This window comes from Sphingomonas sp. SP3 (assembly GCF_058514305.1).
Genome location: NZ_JBZSOE010000001.1, coordinates 1395646 through 1416162, shown reverse-complemented (window position 1 = coordinate 1416162; position 20517 = coordinate 1395646). Strand labels below are relative to the sequence as shown.

Sequence of the window (20517 nt, the reverse complement as noted above, 5' to 3'; positions counted from 1 at the left end):
CGATGGAAATGGCATAACCAAAGTGGGGTTGTTATACTTCGCAAACCCAGCTATAAGCTCTCTCACAAGAGGGAATAATAGCATGGCAAGCGCACTTTCAGCCCCGCACTTCAACAATGAGGATGCAGCGTTCGCATACGTCGAGAAGCGGCTTTGGCCGACCGGCCCCGTATGCCCGCACTGCAATGAAAAGAAGCGCGTCAGCCGCATGGGCGGCAATGCAACCCGCAAGGGCCTTCACAAGTGCTACGCTTGCCGGAAGCAGTTCACCGTCCGTCAGGGAACGATCTTCGAGAGTTCGCACCTTCCCTTGAACGTGTGGCTCCAGGCCATCTTTCTGATTGCCGCGTCAAAGAAGGGAATGAGTTCGCATCAGCTCCACCGGATGCTCGGATGCACGCTTAAGACGGCATGGTTCCTGTCTCACCGTATCCGTGAGGCCATGCGTAAGGGCGATCTCGGCCCGATGGGCGGCATCGTCGAAGTCGATGAAACCTACATTGGCCGCAAGGCCGACACCGCGAAGCCCAAGGGCGGCGTATCGCATAAGATGAAAGTGCTTTCGCTCGTGCAGCGCGGCGGTGAAGCCCGTTCGGTAGTGTTCGATCGAATGAACGCAGAGAACATCATTCCGGTGGTTCTCAAGAACGTGGCGCGTGAAGCGCACATTATGACCGACGAACACGCGGTCTATCGGAATGCGAAGCTCGGCCTGATCTTCTCAGGCCACGGCGTAGTGAACCACCAGTTCGGCGAATATGCGCGGGGCAAGACCCACACGAACACGATTGAAGGCTTCTTTTCGATCTTCAAGCGCGGGATGCGCGGCGTCTATCAGCATTGCGCCGAGAAGCATTTGCACCGCTATCTGGCAGAGTTCGATTTCCGCTACAGCAACCGCATGGCGCTTGGCTGCAACGATCTGGAGCGCGCCGACCTTATGCTCTTAGGTTTCGTCGGCAAGCGGCTGACCTATCAACAAGCTGGTGCATGATGCCGAAAAAGAAGAACCCGGAGACACCGGAGGAACAGGCAGAAAGATTCAGGCGCGAGGCCCAAAAACTCGTGGACGCTGGATTACTAACCCCCATCGAGGGGGAAACCGCGTTAGACGCATTCGTGCGATCCGGCGCAGGCGGAAAAAGCGGGAAAAGCAGCTAGAGAAAGAACAATCGCTCGCACTGATTTCGCGGGAAGTGAGTCTTTCGTGCAACGCATCAGCTTGCGTTCATCGGACAACTGTATCAAACTTGTGACACAGTTGCTCGGTAGAAGTTTGGAAACTTTACTTAATTAAATTCTTTTGCCGAACGGAGTTAGTACGATGGAAGCCACTGTCACGTATAAGCAAATCGACGGCGCACATTTCTTTGTGGCTGGCGACCAACTCAGCGAGGGCCTTTGCGTGGCTTCCCCGTCGCTTCACGACGCCTATGAGGAAGTCAGCGGAGCGCTGCAAAATCTATTGGCGTACAACCATGATGTACAAGCCGACGTAGCCCCGAAACTTTCGGGCGTAGAAGCCGCCGCCAAGATCGCTGATATCGAGGATGCGGCCAAAGGCGTTGGCGTCGCCGCCAACTTCACTTGGCAGGTTGAACCGGCGCTAATTCCAGCCCAGTAACCCCGCCATGAGCACGGGGGCCTTTGAAGGCGCGGTTCGCGCCAAGATACTGATGCATTCTCACGTCCAAGAGGAGGTCGGGATGCACACGCCTCTAACGCTGTACTTCAGTGCAGAAGTACGCGGTCGACGGCGGCTCTTCACCGTCCCGGTCGCGTTGTCCGACGATGGGTACACAGTCGCCCAGCTCAACGAAATTGAACTGACCTGCATCGCCTTCGGGATTGACCTGCTTCCGCTGCCTTAAGTTGCGCTTCAACCGGACTAGATTAAATTCGCTCCGCCGAATCGCCCCGAAGTGGGAGCGGGCGAATGGAATACGCGGGAAGCCTCATCGTTGAGGACGCGAGTGGTTGTCGGTTTCAGCTTTATGAGTTTCGCGGGACGCGCTTCTTAAGGCCCGTCCGGCGCTTTGAGCTTGATACGGGCGAAGCCGTCGAGCGCGTCGATTTCGATAACTATGTGATCGCTGGAACCGGAGAGACCCTAGTCAGGGTCGAGCCGGAATTGCCTCAGGCCAAAAAGGAATGGGTCACGCCCGTAGTCGTGACACGCGGCCTAGCGACGGCGCGCCACGATATTATGCAAGCGGTAGAAGCGTTAAGCGGTAATCCTCAAATGGCTGGCCACATTGAGAAGCTGCGTTCGATCATCGACGCCATCGACCGAGAGATACGCACAAGTAGAACGGCGGCTTAGACTGGCGCGGGTCGACGCGGGCTGATTACAAAGCGCCATGGCGCTGAAATTCGAACCCTACACTAGGACGCCCGATGACAAAGGATCGAGCCTCTTAGACGCGCACAAGGCGGACATGGCCAACGTAATTGGTTCGTGGTCGATACTAGAGGTGAACTTCGAAAAGCTGCTCTGCACTCTCGCCCAAACTCATGTGTTGCTGGGCCAAGCGCTTACGGAAGACCTTGGCCCCGACCACCGGATGAAGGCCATGAGACGGCTATGTCGCAGTTGGCAGATATGCCTTCCGGAGGGTCATAAACTCAGAGCGGCGCTGACGGACTTGACGACGCTAACCACTTGGATCGCTCAAAACAAAGACGCGCGAAATAGAATCGTCCATTGGCAGTGGCGCTCACGCGGCGACGACGCGTTGGTTTGCTTCAAATACAGTTTCAAACCGCCGCCTGAGGAGGGTGGCACCAGCCCCTTTCTGCTCGTTACGCAAACGGCGCTGGTCGAGTTTTTTGTTGAGATCGGACATAAGAATCGAGAGCTGAGGGCCGTTCTGGAGAAGCTGGAGAAGCTGCCGCCATGGCCAAAAATATGGAACAAACCCGGGCCGGGTAATCGTCCTCCAAAGAATCAATCAAAGCCTCGACGCCAGCCGAAACCATCTCCTCGGTGATCTCCGGTTCCTGAACACGTTCCACTTCGCACCTCTGGGTTTGCGAAAGGGAACAATGCCACCAAAGTTAAACAACAAGTTCGGTTGGTTAAGACGCTATTTTGGACATTGTCGGCGAGCGGTGGCGCGCCGCCCAGTTCCGAGCTAGCCAAATGGGGTGAAGCTAGCCGCTCCTCTCTTCCTAATGCTCAGCGCCGCTGCTCCGGCCACCATTGCCGCCGGCGGCGGCTGGGCCGCCTTCGACCGCGGCGGCACCTGCGAGGCGCTGACCCGATCACTTCGCATCGCCGCCAAGGACAAGGTCCAGGCGAGCGCGGGCTTCGCCTTCACCGCCGACCGCCGCCGCTGGGGCGAGTTCCACGCCCGGCTGAGCCGCGTACCGCGCCCGGGATCGAGCGTGCTCGTGACCGTCGGCAACCAGCCGTTCCTGCTGGTCGCGCGCGGAGACTGGGCGTGGAGCCGCGGCCCTTCGCAGGAGCAAGCGATCATCGACGCAGCCCGCAACGGCGGCATGATGCGGGTCGAAGCGCGCGATGGAGCGGGACGGCGCTTCGTCGACCCTTATATGCTCGATGGGGCGCCGACGGCCATCGACGCGGCCGCGGCGCGCTGCGCGCTTCGCGGCGCTGGCAAAATCCAGTGAGAACACCTAGATAGCTGCTTCGCCATGAGTGCCGATACCGCCATCATGCCCATTCCCGGGCCGGTCGATCCTGTGCCCGTTCCGCGCGGTGCCCCTGCGCGCGCCGACGGCCGGGTCGAGCTCGTCGGCCTCAGGAAGGAGCAGATCCGTGAGGCGCTCGAGGCCGCGGGGCTCGAGCCCAAGCCCGCGAAGCTACGCGCCAAGCAGATCTGGCATTGGATCTACAATCGCGGAGTCAGCGACTTCGAAGCGATGAGCGACATCGCCAAGGCGCAGCGCCCGTGGTTCTCGGAGAAGTTCACGATATCCCGCCCCGGAGTCGTGGAGGCGCAGGTGTCCTCAGACGGCACGCGCAAGTGGCTGCTCCAGACGCACGACGGCCATGACTTCGAGATGGTGTTCATCCCTGACGCCGATCGCGGCACATTGTGCGTCTCATCTCAGGTCGGCTGCACGCTGAATTGCCGCTTTTGCCACACCGGAACGATGCAATTGGTCCGGAACCTCGAGCCGTCGGAGATCGTCGGCCAGGTGATGCTCGCCCGCGACGCGCTCGGCGAATGGCCGAGCCAGCCCGAAGGCCGCATGCTGACCAACATCGTGATGATGGGCATGGGCGAACCGCTCTACAATTTCGACAATGTCCGCGACGCGCTGAAGATCGTGATGGACGGGGACGGACTTGGCCTGTCCCGCCGACGGATCACACTGTCGACCAGCGGCGTCGTGCCGATGATGGAGCGCGCGGGCGAGGAGATCGGGGTCAACCTCGCGGTGTCGCTGCACGCGGTGACCAAGGAAATCCGCGACGAGATCGTGCCGCTCAACCGCAAGTACGGAATCGAGCAATTGCTCGAGGCTTGTGCGGCTTATCCGGGCGCCAACAACGCGCGGCGCATCACGTTCGAATATGTGATGCTCAAAGGGAAGAACGACAGCGACGAGCATGCCCGCGAGCTCGTTCGCCTGATCCGCCACTACCGCCTCCCGGCGAAGGTCAACCTGATCCCCTTCAACCCGTGGCCCGGCGCGGCCTACGAATGCTCGGAGCCCGAGCGCATTCGGTCGTTCAGCAACATCATCTTCGAGGCCGGGATTTCCGCACCGGTGCGGACGCCGCGCGGGCGCGACATCGACGCCGCTTGCGGTCAGCTCAAGACTGCCGCAGAGCGCAAGCGCAAGGCGCGCGCCGCCGCCTAGCTCCTGTGCGGTGCGTTCACCGGGAGGCGACGTGTCCCTGATCGACAATTTCCTCGGGAAGCTCATCCGCACTGGCAGCCTGACCGTGGTCATGCCGAATGGCGGGCGAAGCACCTATGGCCCGGGTGGCGGCCAGTCGGCTACCATTCGGTTCGCCGACCGCAAAGTCATCTTCGAGATTCTCAAAAATCCGCGGCTCGGGGTCGGCGAAACTTACATGGACGGACGTCTGATCGTCGAGGAAGGGACGATTCTCGACCTCCTCGAGATCGTCACCAAGTCCAACGCGTGGGAGCGGGGCGGCAAGGGGAAGGCGCTGCGCAAGAGCCGGCTCGCGACCTTGAAAGCGCTCGTCGCCCGCAACACGCCGCGCAAGTCGCGCAGCAATGTCGCCCACCACTACGATGTCGGGAACGACCTCTACCGGCTCTTCCTCGATGAGGATCTCCAGTACAGCTGCGCTTACTTCACCGATCCCAAGAACAGCCTCGAGCAGGCGCAGGCCGACAAGAAGGCGCATATCGCCGCCAAGCTCTATCTTAAGCCCGGCCAGCGCGTGCTCGACATCGGCTGCGGCTGGGGTGGCCTCGCGCTCTACCTAAACCGAGTGGCGGACGTGGACGTGCTCGGCGTGACGCTATCCGAGGAGCAGCTGAAGGTTGCGCGCGAGCGGGCGAAGAAGGCCGGCGTTGCCGATCGGGTGAAGTTCGAGCTGATCGATTACCGGGCACTCGAGGGCGAGTTCGACCGGATCGTGTCGGTCGGCATGTTCGAGCATGTCGGGGCGCCGCACTATCTAGAATTTTATGCCAAATGCCGCGACTTGCTGGCGCCGGATGGGGTGATGCTGCTCCACACGATCGGCAAGCTCGGCAAAGCATCTGCCGCGCACGACCCGTTCATTGCCAAGTACATTTTCCCCGGCGGCCACTTGCCCTCAATTTCAGAAATGGCCAGCGCGAGCCAGAGTGCACGGCTGATCGCGAGCGACATCGAGACCCTGCGCCTCCACTATGCGCTGACCGGGCGCGAATGGCTGCGCCGCTTCACAGCTGCGAAGAAGCAGGTCGTGAAGATGTACGACGAGCGCTTCTTCCGGATGTGGGAATTCTATCTGTCAGGCGTGGTGGTGTTCTTCGAGAACGGCGGCGGCTGCAATTATCAGGTCCAGTATATCCGCGACCGCCGCGCATTGCCGATCACGCGCGATTACATGGCCGAGGCCGAAGCCCGTTACCGCAACGCCGGAGGTATTCCGGCAGCGCCAAAGCGAGCGCCATCAAGGCGAGCCAAGGCGGCCAAATAAAAAGGCCCGGCGCGATGGCCGGGCCTTTCATTTTTCCGAGCAGAGAAACTGCTTAGCTGGGCTTGGCGGCCTTCATCTGCTGGCGGGCCTGCTGCCGCTCCTGCGAGGTCAGCTTACCGTCGTGGTTGAGGTCGGCACGGTCGAAATGCTGGAGTGCCATCGCCTGGGCTTCGGCGAGCGAGACCTTGCCATCCTTGTTGGCGTCGGCAGCCGCAAACATGTTGCCGGCAAAGCCGCGATGTTCGCTGGCTTTTTCCATTCGCGCGTGCATCTGATTGCCGACCGCATCGAATTCGGCCCGGGTCACGGTGCCATCCTTGTTCGCATCCGCGCGAGAAAATAGGCCGGTGAAACCAGTCGCATTCGCCTTGGCCGGGGGTATCGTCTTGCCCTTGGCCTTCGCCATCGCATTGCGAGCGGCGGCTTCCTCGGCGACCGTGATCTTGCCGTCCTTGTTGGCGTCGATCCGGTCGAAAATCTTGTCGGGCTTGAACCCTTCCGCGCGCTTTTCGAGCTTTTGCGAGCGCTGTGCTTCGAGTGCGTCGACCTCGGCCTTGGTGATGAACCCGTCCTTGTTGGTATCAAGGCGCGCGAACATCTTGCCGACATTCGCGGCAACGTCGGTGCGCGCCTCGGTTTGCGCCATTCGGCCGTGCTGACCGGGCTTTCCGGCCGGCGCGGCCTGAGCGATCGCCGCGGTGGCGGCAAAAGCGGCAATGGCGCCGCCGATGAGCAACTTAGACATCATTAAATCTCCTTTGATGAAGCGGGAGATATTGCCCTGAATCTGTATCCGGGTTGAATGCGCGCGGAGCCGCTGGCAAGCGGGCGGCAAGCGAGAAGGGGCTCAATGGGCAATTCAGGCGCCGCCGAAGTGCACGGCACCCACACGGACGTTCGCCCGTGGTGGGAGACGCGCGTCGCCGTCGCCGTGGCGATTATCGCCGCCGCCATCCCCCTGCTCTATCCGGCAATTCCACCGTTGGTCGACCTGCTCGGTCACATGGGCCGCTACCGGGTCGAGCTCGACGTCACCCACTCGTCGATGCTTCGCGATTATTACAACTATCATTGGGCCGCGATCGGCAATCTCGGCGTAGACCTGTTGATGATGGTGCTCGGCCCGCTGCTCGGGCTCGAGCCTGCGGTGAGGTTGATCGTACTGCTGATCCCGCCGATGACCGTCGCCGGGTTCCTGTGGGTCGCGCGCGAAGTCCATGGCCGGGTGCCGCCCACTGCCTATCTCGCCATCCCCTTCGCCTACGGGCACCCGTTCCTGTTCGGCTTCGTCAATTTCGCTCTGTCGATGGCGTTTGCCTTCCTTGCATTTGGGCTTTGGCTGAGGCTCGGCCGGCTCGGACGAACGCGACTTCGCGCAGGGCTGTTCGTGCCCATTTCGGTGATCGTCTTCTTCACCCACACCTATGGCTGGGGCGCACTCGGCCTGATGTGCTTTTCCGCCGAAGCGGTCAGGCAGCACGACCGCGGCGTGAACTGGTTTCGGGCCGGCGTGAACGCCGGAATGCAGGCTTCCGTGATGGCGCTGCCGGTGCTGGTGATGGTCATCTGGCGAAGCGAAACGCACGGCTCCGGATCGACGGCGGATTGGTTCAATTGGCAGGCCAAGATGATCTGGCTGAAGACCGCGCTTCGTGATCGCTGGCAGGAATACGACGTCGCGTCGGTAGCTTTTACCGGGCTGGTGCTGGTCGAGGCGCTGCGCAACCCGCGGCTGACCTTCTCGCGTAACCTGGCCTTTTCCGGGCTCGTCCTGATCGCGGGCTTCATCCTGCTGCCGCGGATCATTTTCGGCTCTGCCTATGCCGACATGCGGCTGGTTCCATATGCGATTGCGGTCTTGCTGCTCGCGATTCGTTTCCGTGGCGAGATGACGCGGCGGCTTGGCACTGCGCTGGCGGTGATCGCGGTACTGTTCGTCATGGTCCGGTTGGGTTCCAACACGATCAGCCTGGCCCGCGCCGCCGACGACCAGCAAGCGAAGCTCGAGGCGATCAACCACCTGCCGATGGGCGCCCGAGTTGCTAGCTTCGTCGGCCTTCCCTGCGGCACGTCGTGGGCGCTCCCGCGCAACAGCCATTTGGGGGCGATGGTGATGGTCCGCCGCGACGGCTTCTCGAACGACCAATGGCTGATCGAGGGCGTGAACCTGCTCGACCTCAAATATCACAAGCCGGGCTATTTCGCGTCCGACCCGTCGAACATCGTCCGGCCCGACCGCTGCCCCGACCGGCTTCACCGGACCATCGACCAATCGCTAACCGAAGTGCCGCGCGACGCGTTCGACTTCATCTGGCTGATCGATATCGCGCCGACCAACCCGCAATCGGTCGCCGGCCTGAAACCGGTCTGGCGCGGGCCGGGCTCAATCCTCTATCAGATCCCACGATGAAACTGTCGATCGTCGTCCCTTGCTTCAACGAAGAAGCCTGCCTGCCGGCGCTGCATGATCGGCTCAGCGCGGCGGCTAAGGGCGTGGTCGGCTCGGATTATGAGATCGTCCTGGTCAACGATGGATCGCGCGATTCGAGCTGGGCGATCATGCGGCGTCTCGCGGCCACGGATCCGCGCCTCGTCGCGATCAACCTGTCGCGCAACCACGGCCACCAGCTCGCGCTGACCGCGGGCCTCGACCTGTGCCGCGGCGACGTGATCCTGGTGATCGATGCCGATCTCCAAGATCCGCCCGAGCTACTCGGCGACATGCTCGCGACGATGGAGCGTGAGGACGCCGACGTGGTCTACGGAGTGCGCAAGAGCCGCGCCGGCGAGACCGCGTTCAAGCGCGCGACAGCGCACGGTTTCTACCGCCTTCTGTCACGCGCAACCGAAGTCGACATCCCGCTCGATGCTGGCGATTTCCGGCTGATGAGCCGCCGTGCGCTCGACGCCCTGCTTGCGATGCCCGAGCAGGCCCGCTTCATCCGCGGCATGGTCGCGTGGATCGGATTCAACCAGGTCCCGTTCCTGTACGACCGGCAGGAGCGGCTCGCTGGCGAGACCAAATATCCGCTCGGCAAGATGATCAGGTTCGCGCTCGACGCGCTGACCGGTTTTTCATCGGCGCCGCTGAAGCTCGCCAGCCATGCCGGGCTGTGGCTTGCGGTCGGATCGCTGCTGCTGATCGTCTACATCGTCTATTCGTGGCTTGGCGGCCGGAGCATCCAGGGCTGGACCTCGCTGATGCTGGTGGTAGTCGTGCTAGGCGCCGTGCAGATGTTCGTGCTCGCGCTGATGGGCGAATATATCGGCCGCCTCTACAACGAGGCCAAGCGACGCCCGCTCTACATCATCCAGGAAATAGCCGGACGGGCCGAGGAAAGTCCCGGACGGCTCGGCGTGGTCGCTCGCCCGAAGGCGCGCGCTCAGGCGCCGCGCCGGCGATCGCCGCGGAGCTGAACCTCCACCGCCGACTTCGCGATGGCGATCGGCTTCACGAACGATTCCGGGATCATCCGCACCGCGGTGCGGCGTAGCGCCCAGGCGAAATCTCCGCCCATCCGGACTTCCTGATCGGCACCGACCCGGGCCTGGCGGATCGAATCCGAAAGGCGCTTCTGGCCAGCGGCGTTCGCGTAGACCAAGGTGTTGAACCGATACCAAGCCTTCACCTGGCGATTTTCGATGATTTGCGGGCGTACCCAGTCGAATACGTCGTAGCCGCGCGCCGCGAACTTCTGGCGCCAATATTCGGGCGGCTGCTCGTTGACGTGGTGCTCGCCGCCCTGATGCGGGACCGCGGCGGAGAAGAGGATGATGTCGCCGTGGCGGGTGAGGTTGTCGACGAAGATGTCGGCATGTTCCGCGAACAAATGCTCGGCCACCTCGAGGCTCTGGACGAGGTCGAACTTGCGCTTGAGATCGAGCGGCGTCGACAGATCGTGCGGCACAAAGCTTTTCTTCGGTATAACCAGCTGGTCAGCCTCGACATAGGCGCCATCGACGGCGATCACGTCCTTGACGCCGGCGCGCGACCATTCGCGGGCCCATGCGCCGTGGCCTGAGCCGACGTCGAGCAGGCTGTTGATACGGAATTCACCCATCAGCAGTTGCGAGACGACCTCGGCCGAGGTCCTCGAGCCGGTGTCGATATAGTCGTAGAAATCGCTGGAGTAGACGTGCCGGCTCATTGTTCCCCCCGCTTCTGGCGTTGAGGGGACTAGACCATCGAGAAGTTACGAGTTGGTTAACCCTGTTTCGCAACCGCAAAGAGCGACAGGCCGGGCGGCAGGCCAATTTTGCCGATCAGGTGGCGCTCCGCTGCGAAGGTGCGCTCGAGCGCACTGTTCACGGGAGGCGAGGGAAGGCCGATCGAGGCATCCTCCGATCCGCTGAGTTTGGAGGCAACGCGTTTGGCGACAGCCAGCGGAAAGAGCAGGCTATTGAAATAGCCGATCCTGGTAAGCTTCAGGGGCGAGCGTTCGACGAGGCGCTTCAGCGCGCGCTTCGAATAGCGGCGCCTGTGGTGATTGACGGTGTCATGCGCGGACCACAGCCAGGGATGCGCGGGGACGGTCAGGACGAGTGTGCCGCCGCGCTTGAGCTTGCTGGCGATCGACGCGAGCGCGGCTTGGTCGTCGTCGATATGCTCGATCACGTCGAACGCGCCGATGAGGTCGTAGGCCCCGTCACGGACCTCGTCGATCTCGGGGAGTGGCGCGCTCATCACGCGGTGGCCGAGGCGCTTTTCGGCGATATTGCGGGCTTCCTCGTCGAGCTCGAGCGCGTCGACCGCGCCGAACTGCGACAGCATCGCGAGGTTATGACCGGTGCCGCAGCCGATTTCGAGGATCTTGGCCTTCTTCGGCAGGCTCACCGAGCGCCGGATCAGCTCCGCCAGCACCTCCCGGCGTCCCCGGTACCACCAATGGCGCTGATCGAGCTGCGCCATGTGGTCGTAAATTACCCGCTCCATCAGCGGAAAACCCACTGGCGGTTGAGGAAGAAGGTCACACCGGGCGTGACAAACAGCATCGGTGCGATCGGCGCCCCGCGCCCAAGGTGCAGGCCGGTGTAGAGGAGCCATACCCAGAAGCTGTTGAGCGCGTAACTGATGATCGAGACGATGATGAACCGTATCTTGGTCGCATGGGTCCGCTCGGCGCCGTGATCGCGAAAGCTCCACTCGCTGTGCATCACATAGCCGGTGCCTGCAGCGACGACGTAGGCGAGGAAATTGCCAAGCTGCGGGTGCCAGCGAAGCAGCAGCGCGACGACCGCATAGACGACGACCCCGAGTCCGGTGACCAGCGCGCCGCTGATCACGAAGCGGATCAGCTGGGCGACGACTGCGCGGCGTTCGGGAGGGAGGGCGGAGAGCATAAGAGATTACAGCCCGGTTAAACCTTCAAGACGGCTGCTTGCCGTTTCAAGCGCAGCGGCTAGACCCCGAAAAATGCTGCAAGGCAAGATCGAGGAATGGGAAAGGCGTGCGCCCGAGCTCATTGACCGTCACTGGAAGCTGGTCGTGCTTCTGGTGTGGCTCGGCTTTTGCGCCTGGTTCATCTTCAGGAAGTGGGCTGACATCCACTGGTTCGGCCTCGGTGACACCGACGACAATATGCGGATCATGCAGGTCCGCGCGCTGCTCAACGGGCAGGGCTGGTTTGACCTTCGCCAGTACCGGCTGAACCCCCCTTACGGCGCGAACATCCATTGGTCCCGGCTCGTCGACCTCCCCATCGCCGGGTTGGTTCTTGGGTTGCGGCCATTCGTTGGCGGGGCCGCCGCGGAGCGATGGGCGGTCGCGATCGCGCCGCTGCTGCCATACCTCCTGCTGCTATTCTCCTTGAGCCTGACGGCGCGGCGGCTGATTGATCCGAGAGCCTATCCGCTGGTCATGCTGACCTTGTTCTTCGCGGGGTCGACGAACGGCATGTTCATGCCCGAACGGATCGATCACCATGGCTGGCAGCTTGCCCTGCTGTCGCTGAGCGTCGCCGCCATCGCCGACCCCAAGCGCCTGCGTGGTGGCCTGATACTTGGCTTCTCTACCGCCTTGTCGCTGGCAATCGGGCTCGAGATGATCATCTATCTCGCCATCGCGGGCGCGGTCATGGTGCTGTTCTGGATCCACGACCCCGACGAGCGTGAGCGCCTGCGCGCTTATGCCGTCACGCTTGGTGGAAGCACCGCCATCGCGTTCCTGCTGTTTGCGTCCAACGACAATCGGCAGGCGGTGTGCGACGCTTTGTCGCCGGTGTGGCTTTCGGACATGCTGGTCGCTGGCGCCGCCACTTATTTGCTCGCGTGGCTAACGCCCGCGGACTGGAAACGGCGCCTCGCGCTGGCTGCTGTCGCGGGTGTCGTCGTCGCGAGCTTCCATGCATTCATGTGGCCCCATTGCCTCCAGCGGCTCGAAGGCGTGTCTCCCGAGGTCGAGCAGCTATGGCTGAGCCACGTCAAGGAAGCGCGGCCATTCTACCTGCACGGTTGGCGTATCGCCTCGCTGATCATGGCGCTGCCCGCGACCGGTGCGATCGGCTGGCTGTTGCTGACCTGGCTGCGGCGGAAGGATCCCGAGCTGCTGAGGCGGACAGCCGGGGCGGCGATCCCCGGCATTGCCGCGACCCTGCTGCTGTTCTGGCAGACGCGGACGGGCCCGGCGGCACAGATGATGGCGGTGACGGGGGCGGCCGCGCTGGGCTGGCTCCTGGTACCGATGGCGTGGAATTCGCGATTCTCATCGCTCCGGGTCGCTGGAGCGGTCGTCGCGCTGATCGTCGGCGCTGGCGCCATCGTGCCGTTCGTCCTGAACTTCGTCCCGGAGGACAAGCCGACCGCGCGCGAGCAGTCGATCGGCAAAGCCAACCGGCTATGCGCATCGATGTGGGGCATGCACCCGGTCGCGATCCAGCCCAAGGGCGTGGTCATGACCTTCGTCGACCTTGGGCCGCGCCTCATCACCCTGACGCCCCACGACGCAATCACCGGACCGTACCATCGCAACGGCGACCAGATCGCCGACGTGATGCATTTCTGGCGCGGCGACGCGGATCAGGCGCACAGCCTCACGCAGAAATATCGGGTGAATTACGTGCTGAGCTGCCCCTACAGCTCGAGCAGCACGATCTTCGAGGCCGAAACGCCCAAGGGCTTCTACATGCAGCTGCAGCGCGGGCAGGTGCCGAAGTGGCTGACGCCGGTCGATCTCGGCAAGGATTCGCCGTTCCGGATGTGGAAGGTGGTCGGCTAGCCGGTCAGGCGAGGACGTGGGGGAAGCTCTGCTTCAGCCCGTCGATCACGAACTGGGCGGCAAGCGCGGCAAGGATCACCCCTAGGATTCGAGTGATCGCCGCTTCGACCTTGTCGCCGATCAGCCGCATCAGCGGTCCGGCGGCGAGCAAGGTGATCAGGGTCATTACCATGACCGTGGTGATCGCCGCCAGGACGACCGCGACATTGACCGCACTGTCGGCACGGGAAACCCACAGCATGGCGCTGGCAATCGAGCCCGGCCCGGCGATCATCGGCATGGCCATCGGAAAGACGCTGATGTCCTCGATCTCCGGTGACTTCTCGATCGCCTCGGCGCGCTTCTCGCGGCGCTCGGTCCGGCGTTCGAACACCATGTCGATGGCGATGAAGAACAACATGATCCCGCCGGCGATGCGGAAGCTGGCGAGGCTGATCCCCAAGGCATGAAGCAACGGCTTGCCGAGCAGCGCGAAGAACAACAGCACAGCCCAGGCGATGACGGTTGATCGCAGCGCCATCGAACGGCGTTGAGCCGGAGTGGCGCCGCGGGTCAGGCTGGCGAAGATCGGCGCACAGCCCGGCGGATCGATGATCACCAGGAAGGTGATCAGGGCCGATCCGAAAAATTCGATCATTGTTTCGGCGGGGCCGGCACGTCGTTGAACAGGACCTGCGCGTAGCGCCCGCCCTTCCACTGATAGACGCGGAACTTGCGGCCGCCGTTCTTGTCGACCTTCCAGTCCCAGCCTAGCGTCTTGTCGGCCGACTGGCCGCGGCCATTGTCGTCCGGCGTCGTGCGCGCTTGCTTGTTGGTCAGCGGCGGCGGCGGGATGATCGGCGCGCCTGGAGCCTTGCCGCGGCACGTACCGCCGTGGGTTTGCGGCTTCATCGCCGGCGTCTTCGCAGAGTCATCGAGTGGGCCGCCGCCATCATAAACCCAGTGCCACTTGCCATTCGTGCGCTGCCACACAGTCGTGAAGAAGCCGCCGCGCTTGCCGTCGGGGGTGAACCACGGGCCGGTGTTGACCGCGGTCCGTCCGTCGCAGGAGACGAAGCTGTGCGCCGGGCGCCAGTCGATCGCCTTGGGCGGGTCCTTGCGGTCCTTGAGGAATTGCTGGACCCACACCGCCTGCGGCACGAACATCACGGCATCACGGTCGGCATATTTGCGGAACGCGGTCCACTGCCCGATTTTCTTGGCGTCGGCGACAAACGCGAGCTCGGCATCGACTGCCGTCGTGATCGGCGCGGTAGCCAGTAGAAGTGCAGCAATCATAGACCCTCCGGATCCTTGAGGCCTTCGCGGCGATGCGCGGCGACCAAGGTGTTTCGCATCAGCATGGCGATGGTCATCGGCCCGACTCCGCCCGGCACCGGCGTGATCGCGCCGGCGACGTCCGCCGCTTCGTCAAAGGCGACATCGCCGACCAGCCGTCCCTTGCCGTCATCGGTCGGGACGCGATTGATGCCGACGTCGATGACGGTGGCGCCTGGCTTGATCCAATCCCCACGGACCATCTCTGCGCGCCCGACCGCGGCAACGACAATGTCCGCTCGACGAACGACACCGGGAAGGTCGCGGGTGCGGGAGTGGGCGACCGTCACGGTCGCGCTTTCACCGATCAGGAGCTGCCCCATCGGCTTGCCGACGATGTTCGAGCGGCCGATCACGACGGCGTCGAGGCCGGACAAATCGCCAAGCTCATTCTTCAGCAAATAAAGGCAACCGAATGGGGTGCACGGCACCAGCGACGGCAGGCCGGTTGCGAGCCGCCCGGCATTCATCGGGTGAAAGCCGTCGACGTCTTTCATCGGGTCGATCGTCTCGATCACCCGCGTCGCGTTGATCTGGCGCGGCAGCGGGAGCTGGACGAGTATCCCGTCGACCTCGGGGTTGGCGTTGAGGTCGATGACCAGCTGGAGCAGCTCATCTTCGCTGATCGTGTCGGGCAGGTTGTGCGCGAAGCTGACCATCCCGGTTTCCGCCGTCGCGCGGTTCTTCGAGCGGACGTACACCGCGCTTGCCGGATCTTCGCCGACGAGAACGGTAGCAAGCCCAGGCGCGCGTCCGGCCTTGGTCACGAAGTCGGGGACAAGCTCCGCGACCCGCTGCCGGATGCCGAGCGCCGCTGCCTTTCCGTCGATCCGTTTGGCCGTCATGCGCCGTAGTAGAGTTGAGCGTCGACGCCGGCGAGCAGCTTTTGAAGGACCTGGATCAGGATCAGGATCACTAGCGGGGAAAAGTCGAGGCCACCGAAGTCAGGAAGGATGCGGCGGATCGGCCGGTACAGCGGCGCCGTGATCCGCTCCAGCGCGAGCGCGAAAGTGCGCACGCCCTGCGAGCTGGTGTTGAGCACGTTGAAGGCAAGCAGCCAGCTGAGGATAACCTGGACGATGATCACCCACCACAAGATCGTCAGTAGGTACTGAGCAATTTGAAATAGCGCGTGCGTAATCTGCATGGTGCGGGCTTAGCCGCGCGGTCGTTACGCTGCAATCAGGGGGCGAATCGGTTCGGCTGCGCCTCCGCGAGAATGACGGCGAAATCGGCGGCGGGGTCGGTCCATTCAGCGATCGGGGTCCAGCCGCCTGCGAGCAGCAGCACGCGCCCGCCCCGCGCACCGTATTTATGGCTATTTTCGGCGTGGATCGACGACCCTGCAGCGAAGTCGAAGCGCTGGCCGGCAACAGCGAAATCGACGTCGCGCTGCGCGACCAGATGAATTTCGATCCGCGACAAGATGTCGTTCCAACGCGCCTCGTGGCGGAAGGCATCGACCGGGATGTCGCCGTCGAGCTCCCGGTTGATCCGCGTAAGAAGGTTGAGCGTAAACTGGGCGGTGACGCCCTGGGCATCGTCGTAAGCGGCAATCAGGCGCTCGACCGGCTTCACCCGGTCCATTCCGATCAGCAGCAACGCGCCGTCGCCGAGCAGCTCACGAAATTGGCGCAGCAGGTCGGTCGCGCTGCGGGGGATGAAATTGCCGATGGTCGAGCCGGGGAAGAAGCCGAGCTTGCGCAAATGCTCGATCCCGCCCGGGAGCGCAAAGGGCCGGGCGAAATCCGCAACCACCGGGATCACCTCAAGAGACGGGAATTGGTGTCGCAGCTCTTCGGCGCTGCCTTCAAGATAGTCGCCGGAGATATCAACCGGAACATAAGCCGCCGGTGCGACGGCCTCGATCAGGATTGGGGTCTTGGTCGCCGATCCGGCGCCGAATTCGACCACCGCGGCGCCGCTCGGGACACGCTTTGCGATGTCCGGCATGATCGATCTGAGGAGCGCGGTCTCGGTCCGCGTCGGATAATATTCCGGCAGGCGCGTAATCGCGTCGAACAGTTCCGACCCGCGATGGTCGTACAGCCAACGCGCCGGGATCGCCGGTATCGGCGCCGACAGGCCGGCCAGCACATCGTCGCGGAAGGCGATAGTTTGGTCGTCAAGCGTCGCGAGCAAGGCGACCCCCCGTGAATTGCCAACGGGCCGATGGCGGGAAGAAGTTGCGGTAACAGGCGCGACTGTGCCCGCGCGGAGTCGCGCAGCTCGCGCCCTTCAGCACCAACTGGCCGCTCATGAACTTGCCGTTATATTCGCCGACCGCACCCGCAGCGGGAGCAAAACCTGGGTAAGAAACGAAGGCGCTTTGCGTCCATTCCCACACGTCGCCGAACACGCCGCCGCCTGGCCGCGGGACGACCGGGCCCGCCTCGTCGAGCTGGTTGCCGAGATGAGGATCGGCCGAGGCGGCGTAATCCTCCCACTCGGCCTCGGTCGGCAAGCGCGCGCCCGCCCAACGGGCGAAGGCGTCGGCCTCGTACAGGCTGATGTGCGCGACGGGCGCGGCCCAGTCGATCTCGCGTCGCCCACCGAGGGTGAACTCGCTGTCTTCGTCGCGCCAATAGAGCGGCGCGGTGACCTGCTCCTGCTGCACCCACGCCCAGCCGTCGGACAGCCATAAGGTCGGCGTGGAATAGCCGCCGTCGGCGATGAATTCGCGCCACTCGCTGTTGGTCACCTTGCGGTTGGCGATCTCATGGCTCGCGAGGATGATCTGATGGCGCGGCGTTTCGCTGTCGAAAGCGAAACCGTCCCCGGAGGCGCCAATTTCAGCGATGCCCGAGCGCCCGCGCTGCCAACTTAAGGGCTCGACCGCGAAGCAGGCGGCGGCCGGAAGTTCGGCATAAGCGGGTTCCAGCGGATTCTCGGCGAAGGTCGCGAGGATATCCGTCAGGAACAACTCTTGGTGCTGCTGCTCATGGTTGATGCCAAGCTCGATGAGGGCGAGGGCCTCGGCCGGAAGCGTGGGCAACGCCTTGTCGAGCGCCTCGTTCACATAAGCGCGATAGGCGCGAACCTCGTCCAGCGACGGACGGCTCAACATGCCGCGCTTCGGGCGCGCGTGGCGCGGCCCTTCGCCCTCGTAATAGCTATTGAAAAGGTAGGCCCAGCGCTCGTCGAACGGGCGATAGGCCGGCGCATGGTCGCGCAGGACGAAGGTCTCGAAGAACCATGTCGTGTGCGCGAGGTGCCATTTGGCCGGCGAAGCATCGGGGAAGGGCTGAATGGCCGCGTCCGCATCCGACAGCGGTGCGGCGAGACCGAGCGTGAGCTTGCGCGTCGCGAACAGGCGTTCGGTCAGTGCGCTGGCGGCCGAATTCGAATCTTCCCGGGCCATAAGAGGGGCCAGTGCCACGAAATAAGTGTCGGGTATAGTACAAAGTTCGCTATATGTTCTATAGCCGCAGGCTATCGCGTCGCCCCCGGTTGCCACAGCACGTCACCGCCCTGCGATGCGGCCACGAAGCGCGCCGCGACGAACAAATGGTCGGACAACCGGTTGAGATAGGCGAGGAGGTGCGGATTGAGCGCCTCCGCTTCGTTGAGCGCCACCGTCGAGCGCTCTGCGCGGCGCACCACCGTGCGGGCGAGATGAAGCGCCGCGACCGCGGGCGATCCGCCGGGAAGGATGAAGCTGGTCAGCGGGTCAAGGCTGTCGTTCATCTCGTCGATCTCGACTTCGAGCCGCGCGACCTGGCTCGCGACGATGCGCAGCGCCCCCTCGACCTCGCCGGGGGTCGCGACGTCCGCGCCGAGGTCGAACAGCTCGTTCTGGACATTGAGAAGCTGGAGCGCCGTCTCGCCGCCGCCGAGCGCCGCAATCGCCACGCCGACCGCGGCATTGGCTTCGTCAACGTCGCCGATAGCGCCCATGCGCAGGCTCGATTTGCTTACCCGGCTGCCGTCAACCAGCCCGGCGCTGCCACCGTCGCCTGTCCGGGTGTAGATCTTGTTGAGCTTGACCAAGGCGCGCCGGATCAGCCGCCGGACTTGCCGGCGACGACCAGGATCAGGATCACAATGACGATCGCAACCGCCTGGAACAGCACGCGCTTGCGCATGTAATCCTGCTGCCGCTCGCCGCTCACATCCTTGCCCGACGCCATCGCCATGACCCCCCGAACGAGAACGTAAGCGGTTGCGGCCATCGCCAGCAGCAGGAGGATGAGCAGGAGCGTGTTCATGCCCGCGCTCTACTCGTCGCGAAATGCGAAACCAAGCGGAAGCTTGCCGGCCCGCAAATCGACCGCAAGCGCGGGGCCGTCGACGCCGGCCTCGCGCATCGCGGCGAGTGTCGGGGCCTGATCGCGCTTGGCGAGGCGGCGGCCATCGGCGTGAGCGACCAGCGCGTGATGAAGATAAGCAGGCTCGGGCAGGCCGAGCAGAGACTGCAGCAGGCGCTGGATGGGGGTCGAGGAGCGCAGGTCCGCGCCGCGCGTGACCAAGGTGACGCCGCTGGCCGCATCGTCGACGACGCAGGCGAGATGGTAGGCCGAGGGCGCGTCCTTTCGGGCAAGGATCACGTCGTCGAAGTCGATGATTGAAGTCGTGAACCTTTGACCGTCCGCTTCAAGCCACGGCGGCAGCCCCGCAACGGCGAGCGCGCGCTGCGCATCCAGTCGCCAGCTATGTTGCTGCGAGACCCGACGCTCGGGGTCGTCCGGGAGACTGCGGCAGGTGCCCGGATAATGGCTCCCCGGACCGTGGGGTGCTTCGAGCGCGGCCGTGATATCGGCGCGGGTGCAGAAACAGGGATAGACCAGCCCTTTATCGCGCAGATCGCTGAGCGCCGCTTCGTACGCCGCGTTTCGCTCGGATTGGACCAGCACCGGCTCCTCCCACTCGAGGCCGAGCCAGCGAAGGTCTTCGAAGATGGCTTCGATGAATTCGGGACGGCTTCGCGTCTGGTCGAGGTCCTCGATCCGGACGACGAATTTTCCGGCGTCGGCCTGCGCGCGGCTGTGCCCAAGGACCGCGCTATAAGCGTGGCCCAAATGCAACCGTCCGGTCGGCGACGGCGCAAAGCGCGTAATGTTCACCGGCGCCCCTCTTGACGGCGAGTCTGCAATCTTCGATTCATGACCATGTCACATCGGGTTGGCATCCGGTGGACAACAAGGGAAGACGGGCCGGGCGCCCTCTCCTCCCAGACCCTTAAGTGGGCACGTGCGACGGGGCCGGGGAGCTGCAGTTCGGACCAACCGAACGAAAGGCTGCTGGCGCTCGCATGTATCATCCTGAGCTGATCCGCCATCCCGAAAGCTGCCCGGCGCTGGTGCTCAACGCCGATTATACGCCGCTGTCATACTACCCGCTTTCGCTGTGGCCGTGGCAGACGGCGATCAAGGCGATGTTCCTCGAACGCGTCGATGTGGTCGCGCATTACGATCGCGAGGTCCACAGCCCCAGCATCGCGCTGAAGCTGCCGTCGGTCATCGCGCTGCGCGATTATGTTCGGCCCAACGAGTATCCGGCGTTCACGCGGTTCAACCTGTTCCTCCGCGACAAATTCAGCTGCGTCTATTGCGGGTCGCGGCGCGAGTTGACGTTCGACCATGTGATCCCGCGCGCCCAGGGCGGACGCACGACGTGGGAGAATGTCGCGACCGCCTGCGCGCCCTGCAATCTGCGCAAAGGCGGCCGGACCCCGGCCGAAGCGCATATGGGTTTTCATCTCGAACCAATCCGGCCAACGACGTGGCAGCTGCAAGAGCACGGTCGCGCCTTCCCACCCAACTATCTCCACGATAGCTGGCGCGATTACCTCTACTGGGACGTCGAACTCGAGCCGTAAGGCTAAGGCCGCGTTAACCATTTTCCCGTA

Annotated in this window: 25 protein-coding genes; 12 read left to right on the top strand and 13 right to left on the bottom strand. The window is 63.5% G+C overall.

Going from position 1 to position 20517, the window contains the following annotated elements; all coding sequences use genetic code 11:
• Positions 1-82: 82 nt before the first annotated feature.
• The 8 genes from AC4K8G_RS07410 to AC4K8G_RS07375 all read left to right on the top strand — a co-directional run bounded on the left by AC4K8G_RS07410 (position 83) and on the right by AC4K8G_RS07375 (position 6139).
• A complete protein-coding gene (locus AC4K8G_RS07410; RefSeq protein WP_491733517.1) occupies positions 83-994 on the top strand; it encodes an IS1595 family transposase in 912 nt (303 codons plus the stop codon).
• 330 nt (positions 995-1324) lie between these two features.
• Positions 1325-1624 carry a hypothetical protein gene (locus AC4K8G_RS07405; protein WP_491733516.1) on the top strand — a complete coding sequence of 100 codons (300 nt, stop codon included), beginning with the start codon at positions 1325-1327 and terminating at the stop codon, positions 1622-1624.
• Between the two features lie 82 nt (positions 1625-1706).
• Positions 1707-1871, top strand: a complete 165-nt coding sequence (locus tag AC4K8G_RS07400; RefSeq protein WP_491733515.1) for a hypothetical protein — start codon at positions 1707-1709, stop codon at positions 1869-1871.
• Positions 1872-1936: 65 nt separating this feature from the next.
• The gene (locus AC4K8G_RS07395; protein ID WP_491733514.1) at positions 1937-2323 is read left to right on the top strand and encodes a hypothetical protein; all 387 of its coding nucleotides are present in this window, start codon (positions 1937-1939) and stop codon (positions 2321-2323) included.
• A 37-nt stretch (positions 2324-2360) separates the two neighbouring features.
• Positions 2361-2990, top strand: a complete 630-nt coding sequence (locus AC4K8G_RS07390) for a hypothetical protein (protein ID WP_491733513.1) — start codon at positions 2361-2363, stop codon at positions 2988-2990.
• Positions 2991-3174: 184 nt separating this feature from the next.
• On the top strand, positions 3175-3633 hold the full coding sequence (locus AC4K8G_RS07385) for a hypothetical protein (protein WP_491733512.1): 459 nt from the start codon (positions 3175-3177) through the stop codon (positions 3631-3633).
• Between the two features lie 24 nt (positions 3634-3657).
• Positions 3658-4833 (top strand): dual-specificity RNA methyltransferase RlmN, encoded by a 1176-nt coding sequence (rlmN, locus tag AC4K8G_RS07380; RefSeq protein WP_491733511.1) that lies wholly within the window; start codon positions 3658-3660, stop codon positions 4831-4833.
• 31 nt (positions 4834-4864) lie between these two features.
• Positions 4865-6139, top strand: a complete 1275-nt coding sequence (locus AC4K8G_RS07375; protein WP_491734434.1) for a class I SAM-dependent methyltransferase — start codon at positions 4865-4867, stop codon at positions 6137-6139.
• Positions 6140-6191: 52 nt separating this feature from the next.
• Here AC4K8G_RS07375 and AC4K8G_RS07370 read toward each other — a convergent pair whose 3' ends face one another.
• Positions 6192-6884, bottom strand: coding sequence for an EF-hand domain-containing protein (locus tag AC4K8G_RS07370; protein ID WP_491733510.1), 693 nt, complete (start codon positions 6882-6884; stop codon positions 6192-6194).
• 105 nt (positions 6885-6989) lie between these two features.
• Here AC4K8G_RS07370 and AC4K8G_RS07365 point away from each other — a divergent pair, with 105 nt between their 5' ends.
• Positions 6990-8549, top strand: a complete 1560-nt coding sequence (locus AC4K8G_RS07365; RefSeq protein ID WP_491733509.1) for a hypothetical protein — start codon at positions 6990-6992, stop codon at positions 8547-8549.
• On the top strand, positions 8546-9556 hold the full coding sequence (locus AC4K8G_RS07360; RefSeq protein WP_491733508.1) for a glycosyltransferase family 2 protein: 1011 nt from the start codon (positions 8546-8548) through the stop codon (positions 9554-9556). The genes AC4K8G_RS07365 and AC4K8G_RS07360 overlap by 4 nt, the downstream gene beginning before the upstream one ends.
• On the opposite strand, the gene AC4K8G_RS07355 is transcribed toward AC4K8G_RS07360, so the two are convergent.
• The 3 genes from AC4K8G_RS07355 to AC4K8G_RS07345 are packed head-to-tail and all read right to left on the bottom strand — an operon-like array spanning position 9523 to position 11479.
• A complete protein-coding gene (locus tag AC4K8G_RS07355) occupies positions 9523-10287 on the bottom strand; it encodes a methyltransferase domain-containing protein (protein ID WP_491733507.1) in 765 nt (254 codons plus the stop codon). The genes AC4K8G_RS07360 and AC4K8G_RS07355 overlap by 34 nt on opposite strands.
• Before the next feature lie 56 nt (positions 10288-10343).
• Positions 10344-11072, bottom strand: coding sequence for a class I SAM-dependent methyltransferase (locus tag AC4K8G_RS07350; RefSeq protein WP_491733506.1), 729 nt, complete (start codon positions 11070-11072; stop codon positions 10344-10346).
• The gene (locus AC4K8G_RS07345) at positions 11072-11479 is read right to left on the bottom strand and encodes a GtrA family protein (protein WP_491733505.1); all 408 of its coding nucleotides are present in this window, start codon (positions 11477-11479) and stop codon (positions 11072-11074) included. Before AC4K8G_RS07345 ends, AC4K8G_RS07350 begins: the two co-directional genes overlap by 1 nt.
• A gap of 73 nt (positions 11480-11552) precedes the next feature.
• Here AC4K8G_RS07345 and AC4K8G_RS07340 point away from each other — a divergent pair, with 73 nt between their 5' ends.
• Positions 11553-13352 carry an AcrB/AcrD/AcrF family protein gene (locus AC4K8G_RS07340; RefSeq protein WP_491733504.1) on the top strand — a complete coding sequence of 600 codons (1800 nt, stop codon included), beginning with the start codon at positions 11553-11555 and terminating at the stop codon, positions 13350-13352.
• A 4-nt stretch (positions 13353-13356) separates the two neighbouring features.
• Here AC4K8G_RS07340 and AC4K8G_RS07335 read toward each other — a convergent pair whose 3' ends face one another.
• From AC4K8G_RS07335 to gluQRS, 9 genes are all read right to left on the bottom strand, one after another.
• The gene (locus AC4K8G_RS07335) at positions 13357-13989 is read right to left on the bottom strand and encodes a MarC family protein (protein ID WP_491733503.1); all 633 of its coding nucleotides are present in this window, start codon (positions 13987-13989) and stop codon (positions 13357-13359) included.
• A complete protein-coding gene (locus AC4K8G_RS07330) occupies positions 13986-14630 on the bottom strand; it encodes a hypothetical protein (protein ID WP_491733502.1) in 645 nt (214 codons plus the stop codon). The genes AC4K8G_RS07335 and AC4K8G_RS07330 overlap by 4 nt, the downstream gene beginning before the upstream one ends.
• Positions 14627-15514, bottom strand: a complete 888-nt coding sequence (folD, locus tag AC4K8G_RS07325; RefSeq protein WP_491733501.1) for a bifunctional methylenetetrahydrofolate dehydrogenase/methenyltetrahydrofolate cyclohydrolase FolD — start codon at positions 15512-15514, stop codon at positions 14627-14629. Before folD ends, AC4K8G_RS07330 begins: the two co-directional genes overlap by 4 nt.
• Positions 15511-15810: a YggT family protein gene (locus AC4K8G_RS07320; protein ID WP_491734433.1), complete on the bottom strand. Its 300-nt coding sequence runs from the start codon at positions 15808-15810 to the stop codon at positions 15511-15513. The genes folD and AC4K8G_RS07320 overlap by 4 nt, the downstream gene beginning before the upstream one ends.
• Positions 15811-15851: 41 nt before the next feature.
• Positions 15852-16811 (bottom strand): L-histidine N(alpha)-methyltransferase, encoded by a 960-nt coding sequence (gene egtD / locus AC4K8G_RS07315; RefSeq protein WP_491733500.1) that lies wholly within the window; start codon positions 16809-16811, stop codon positions 15852-15854.
• Positions 16795-18030, bottom strand: coding sequence for an ergothioneine biosynthesis protein EgtB (egtB, locus tag AC4K8G_RS07310; protein ID WP_491733499.1), 1236 nt, complete (start codon positions 18028-18030; stop codon positions 16795-16797). The genes egtD and egtB overlap by 17 nt, the downstream gene beginning before the upstream one ends.
• Before the next feature lie 71 nt (positions 18031-18101).
• A complete protein-coding gene (locus AC4K8G_RS07305; RefSeq protein ID WP_491733498.1) occupies positions 18102-18659 on the bottom strand; it encodes a cob(I)yrinic acid a,c-diamide adenosyltransferase in 558 nt (185 codons plus the stop codon).
• 11 nt (positions 18660-18670) lie between these two features.
• Positions 18671-18877 carry a twin transmembrane helix small protein gene (locus tag AC4K8G_RS07300; protein ID WP_491733497.1) on the bottom strand — a complete coding sequence of 69 codons (207 nt, stop codon included), beginning with the start codon at positions 18875-18877 and terminating at the stop codon, positions 18671-18673.
• A 9-nt stretch (positions 18878-18886) separates the two neighbouring features.
• The gene (gene gluQRS / locus AC4K8G_RS07295; protein WP_491733496.1) at positions 18887-19732 is read right to left on the bottom strand and encodes a tRNA glutamyl-Q(34) synthetase GluQRS; all 846 of its coding nucleotides are present in this window, start codon (positions 19730-19732) and stop codon (positions 18887-18889) included.
• Between the two features lie 188 nt (positions 19733-19920).
• Here gluQRS and AC4K8G_RS07290 point away from each other — a divergent pair, with 188 nt between their 5' ends.
• Entirely contained in the window at positions 19921-20487 is a 567-nt protein-coding gene (locus tag AC4K8G_RS07290) for an HNH endonuclease (RefSeq protein ID WP_491733495.1), read from the top strand.
• Positions 20488-20517 lie beyond the last annotated feature (30 nt).

Bases quoted from the DNA above. Each gene is read 5' to 3' on its own strand.
- AC4K8G_RS07410 (WP_491733517.1), top strand. From the start codon at position 83: ATGGCAAGCGCACTTTCAGCCCCGCACTTCAACAATGAGGATGCAGCG.
- AC4K8G_RS07405 (WP_491733516.1), top strand. From the start codon at position 1,325: ATGGAAGCCACTGTCACGTATAAGCAAATCGACGGCGCACATTTCTTT.
- AC4K8G_RS07400 (WP_491733515.1), top strand. From the start codon at position 1,707: ATGCACACGCCTCTAACGCTGTACTTCAGTGCAGAAGTACGCGGTCGA.
- AC4K8G_RS07395 (WP_491733514.1), top strand. From the start codon at position 1,937: ATGGAATACGCGGGAAGCCTCATCGTTGAGGACGCGAGTGGTTGTCGG.
- AC4K8G_RS07390 (WP_491733513.1), top strand. From the start codon at position 2,361: ATGGCGCTGAAATTCGAACCCTACACTAGGACGCCCGATGACAAAGGA.
- AC4K8G_RS07385 (WP_491733512.1), top strand. From the start codon at position 3,175: ATGCTCAGCGCCGCTGCTCCGGCCACCATTGCCGCCGGCGGCGGCTGG.
- rlmN (WP_491733511.1), top strand. From the start codon at position 3,658: ATGAGTGCCGATACCGCCATCATGCCCATTCCCGGGCCGGTCGATCCT.
- AC4K8G_RS07370 (WP_491733510.1), bottom strand. From the start codon at position 6,884: ATGTCTAAGTTGCTCATCGGCGGCGCCATTGCCGCTTTTGCCGCCACC.
- AC4K8G_RS07365 (WP_491733509.1), top strand. From the start codon at position 6,990: ATGGGCAATTCAGGCGCCGCCGAAGTGCACGGCACCCACACGGACGTT.
- AC4K8G_RS07360 (WP_491733508.1), top strand. From the start codon at position 8,546: ATGAAACTGTCGATCGTCGTCCCTTGCTTCAACGAAGAAGCCTGCCTG.
- AC4K8G_RS07355 (WP_491733507.1), bottom strand. From the start codon at position 10,287: ATGAGCCGGCACGTCTACTCCAGCGATTTCTACGACTATATCGACACC.
- AC4K8G_RS07350 (WP_491733506.1), bottom strand. From the start codon at position 11,072: ATGGAGCGGGTAATTTACGACCACATGGCGCAGCTCGATCAGCGCCAT.
- AC4K8G_RS07345 (WP_491733505.1), bottom strand. From the start codon at position 11,479: ATGCTCTCCGCCCTCCCTCCCGAACGCCGCGCAGTCGTCGCCCAGCTG.
- AC4K8G_RS07340 (WP_491733504.1), top strand. From the start codon at position 11,553: ATGCTGCAAGGCAAGATCGAGGAATGGGAAAGGCGTGCGCCCGAGCTC.
- AC4K8G_RS07335 (WP_491733503.1), bottom strand. From the start codon at position 13,989: ATGATCGAATTTTTCGGATCGGCCCTGATCACCTTCCTGGTGATCATC.
- AC4K8G_RS07330 (WP_491733502.1), bottom strand. From the start codon at position 14,630: ATGATTGCTGCACTTCTACTGGCTACCGCGCCGATCACGACGGCAGTC.
- folD (WP_491733501.1), bottom strand. From the start codon at position 15,514: ATGACGGCCAAACGGATCGACGGAAAGGCAGCGGCGCTCGGCATCCGG.
- egtB (WP_491733499.1), bottom strand. From the start codon at position 18,030: ATGGCCCGGGAAGATTCGAATTCGGCCGCCAGCGCACTGACCGAACGC.
- AC4K8G_RS07300 (WP_491733497.1), bottom strand. From the start codon at position 18,877: ATGAACACGCTCCTGCTCATCCTCCTGCTGCTGGCGATGGCCGCAACC.
- AC4K8G_RS07290 (WP_491733495.1), top strand. From the start codon at position 19,921: ATGTATCATCCTGAGCTGATCCGCCATCCCGAAAGCTGCCCGGCGCTG.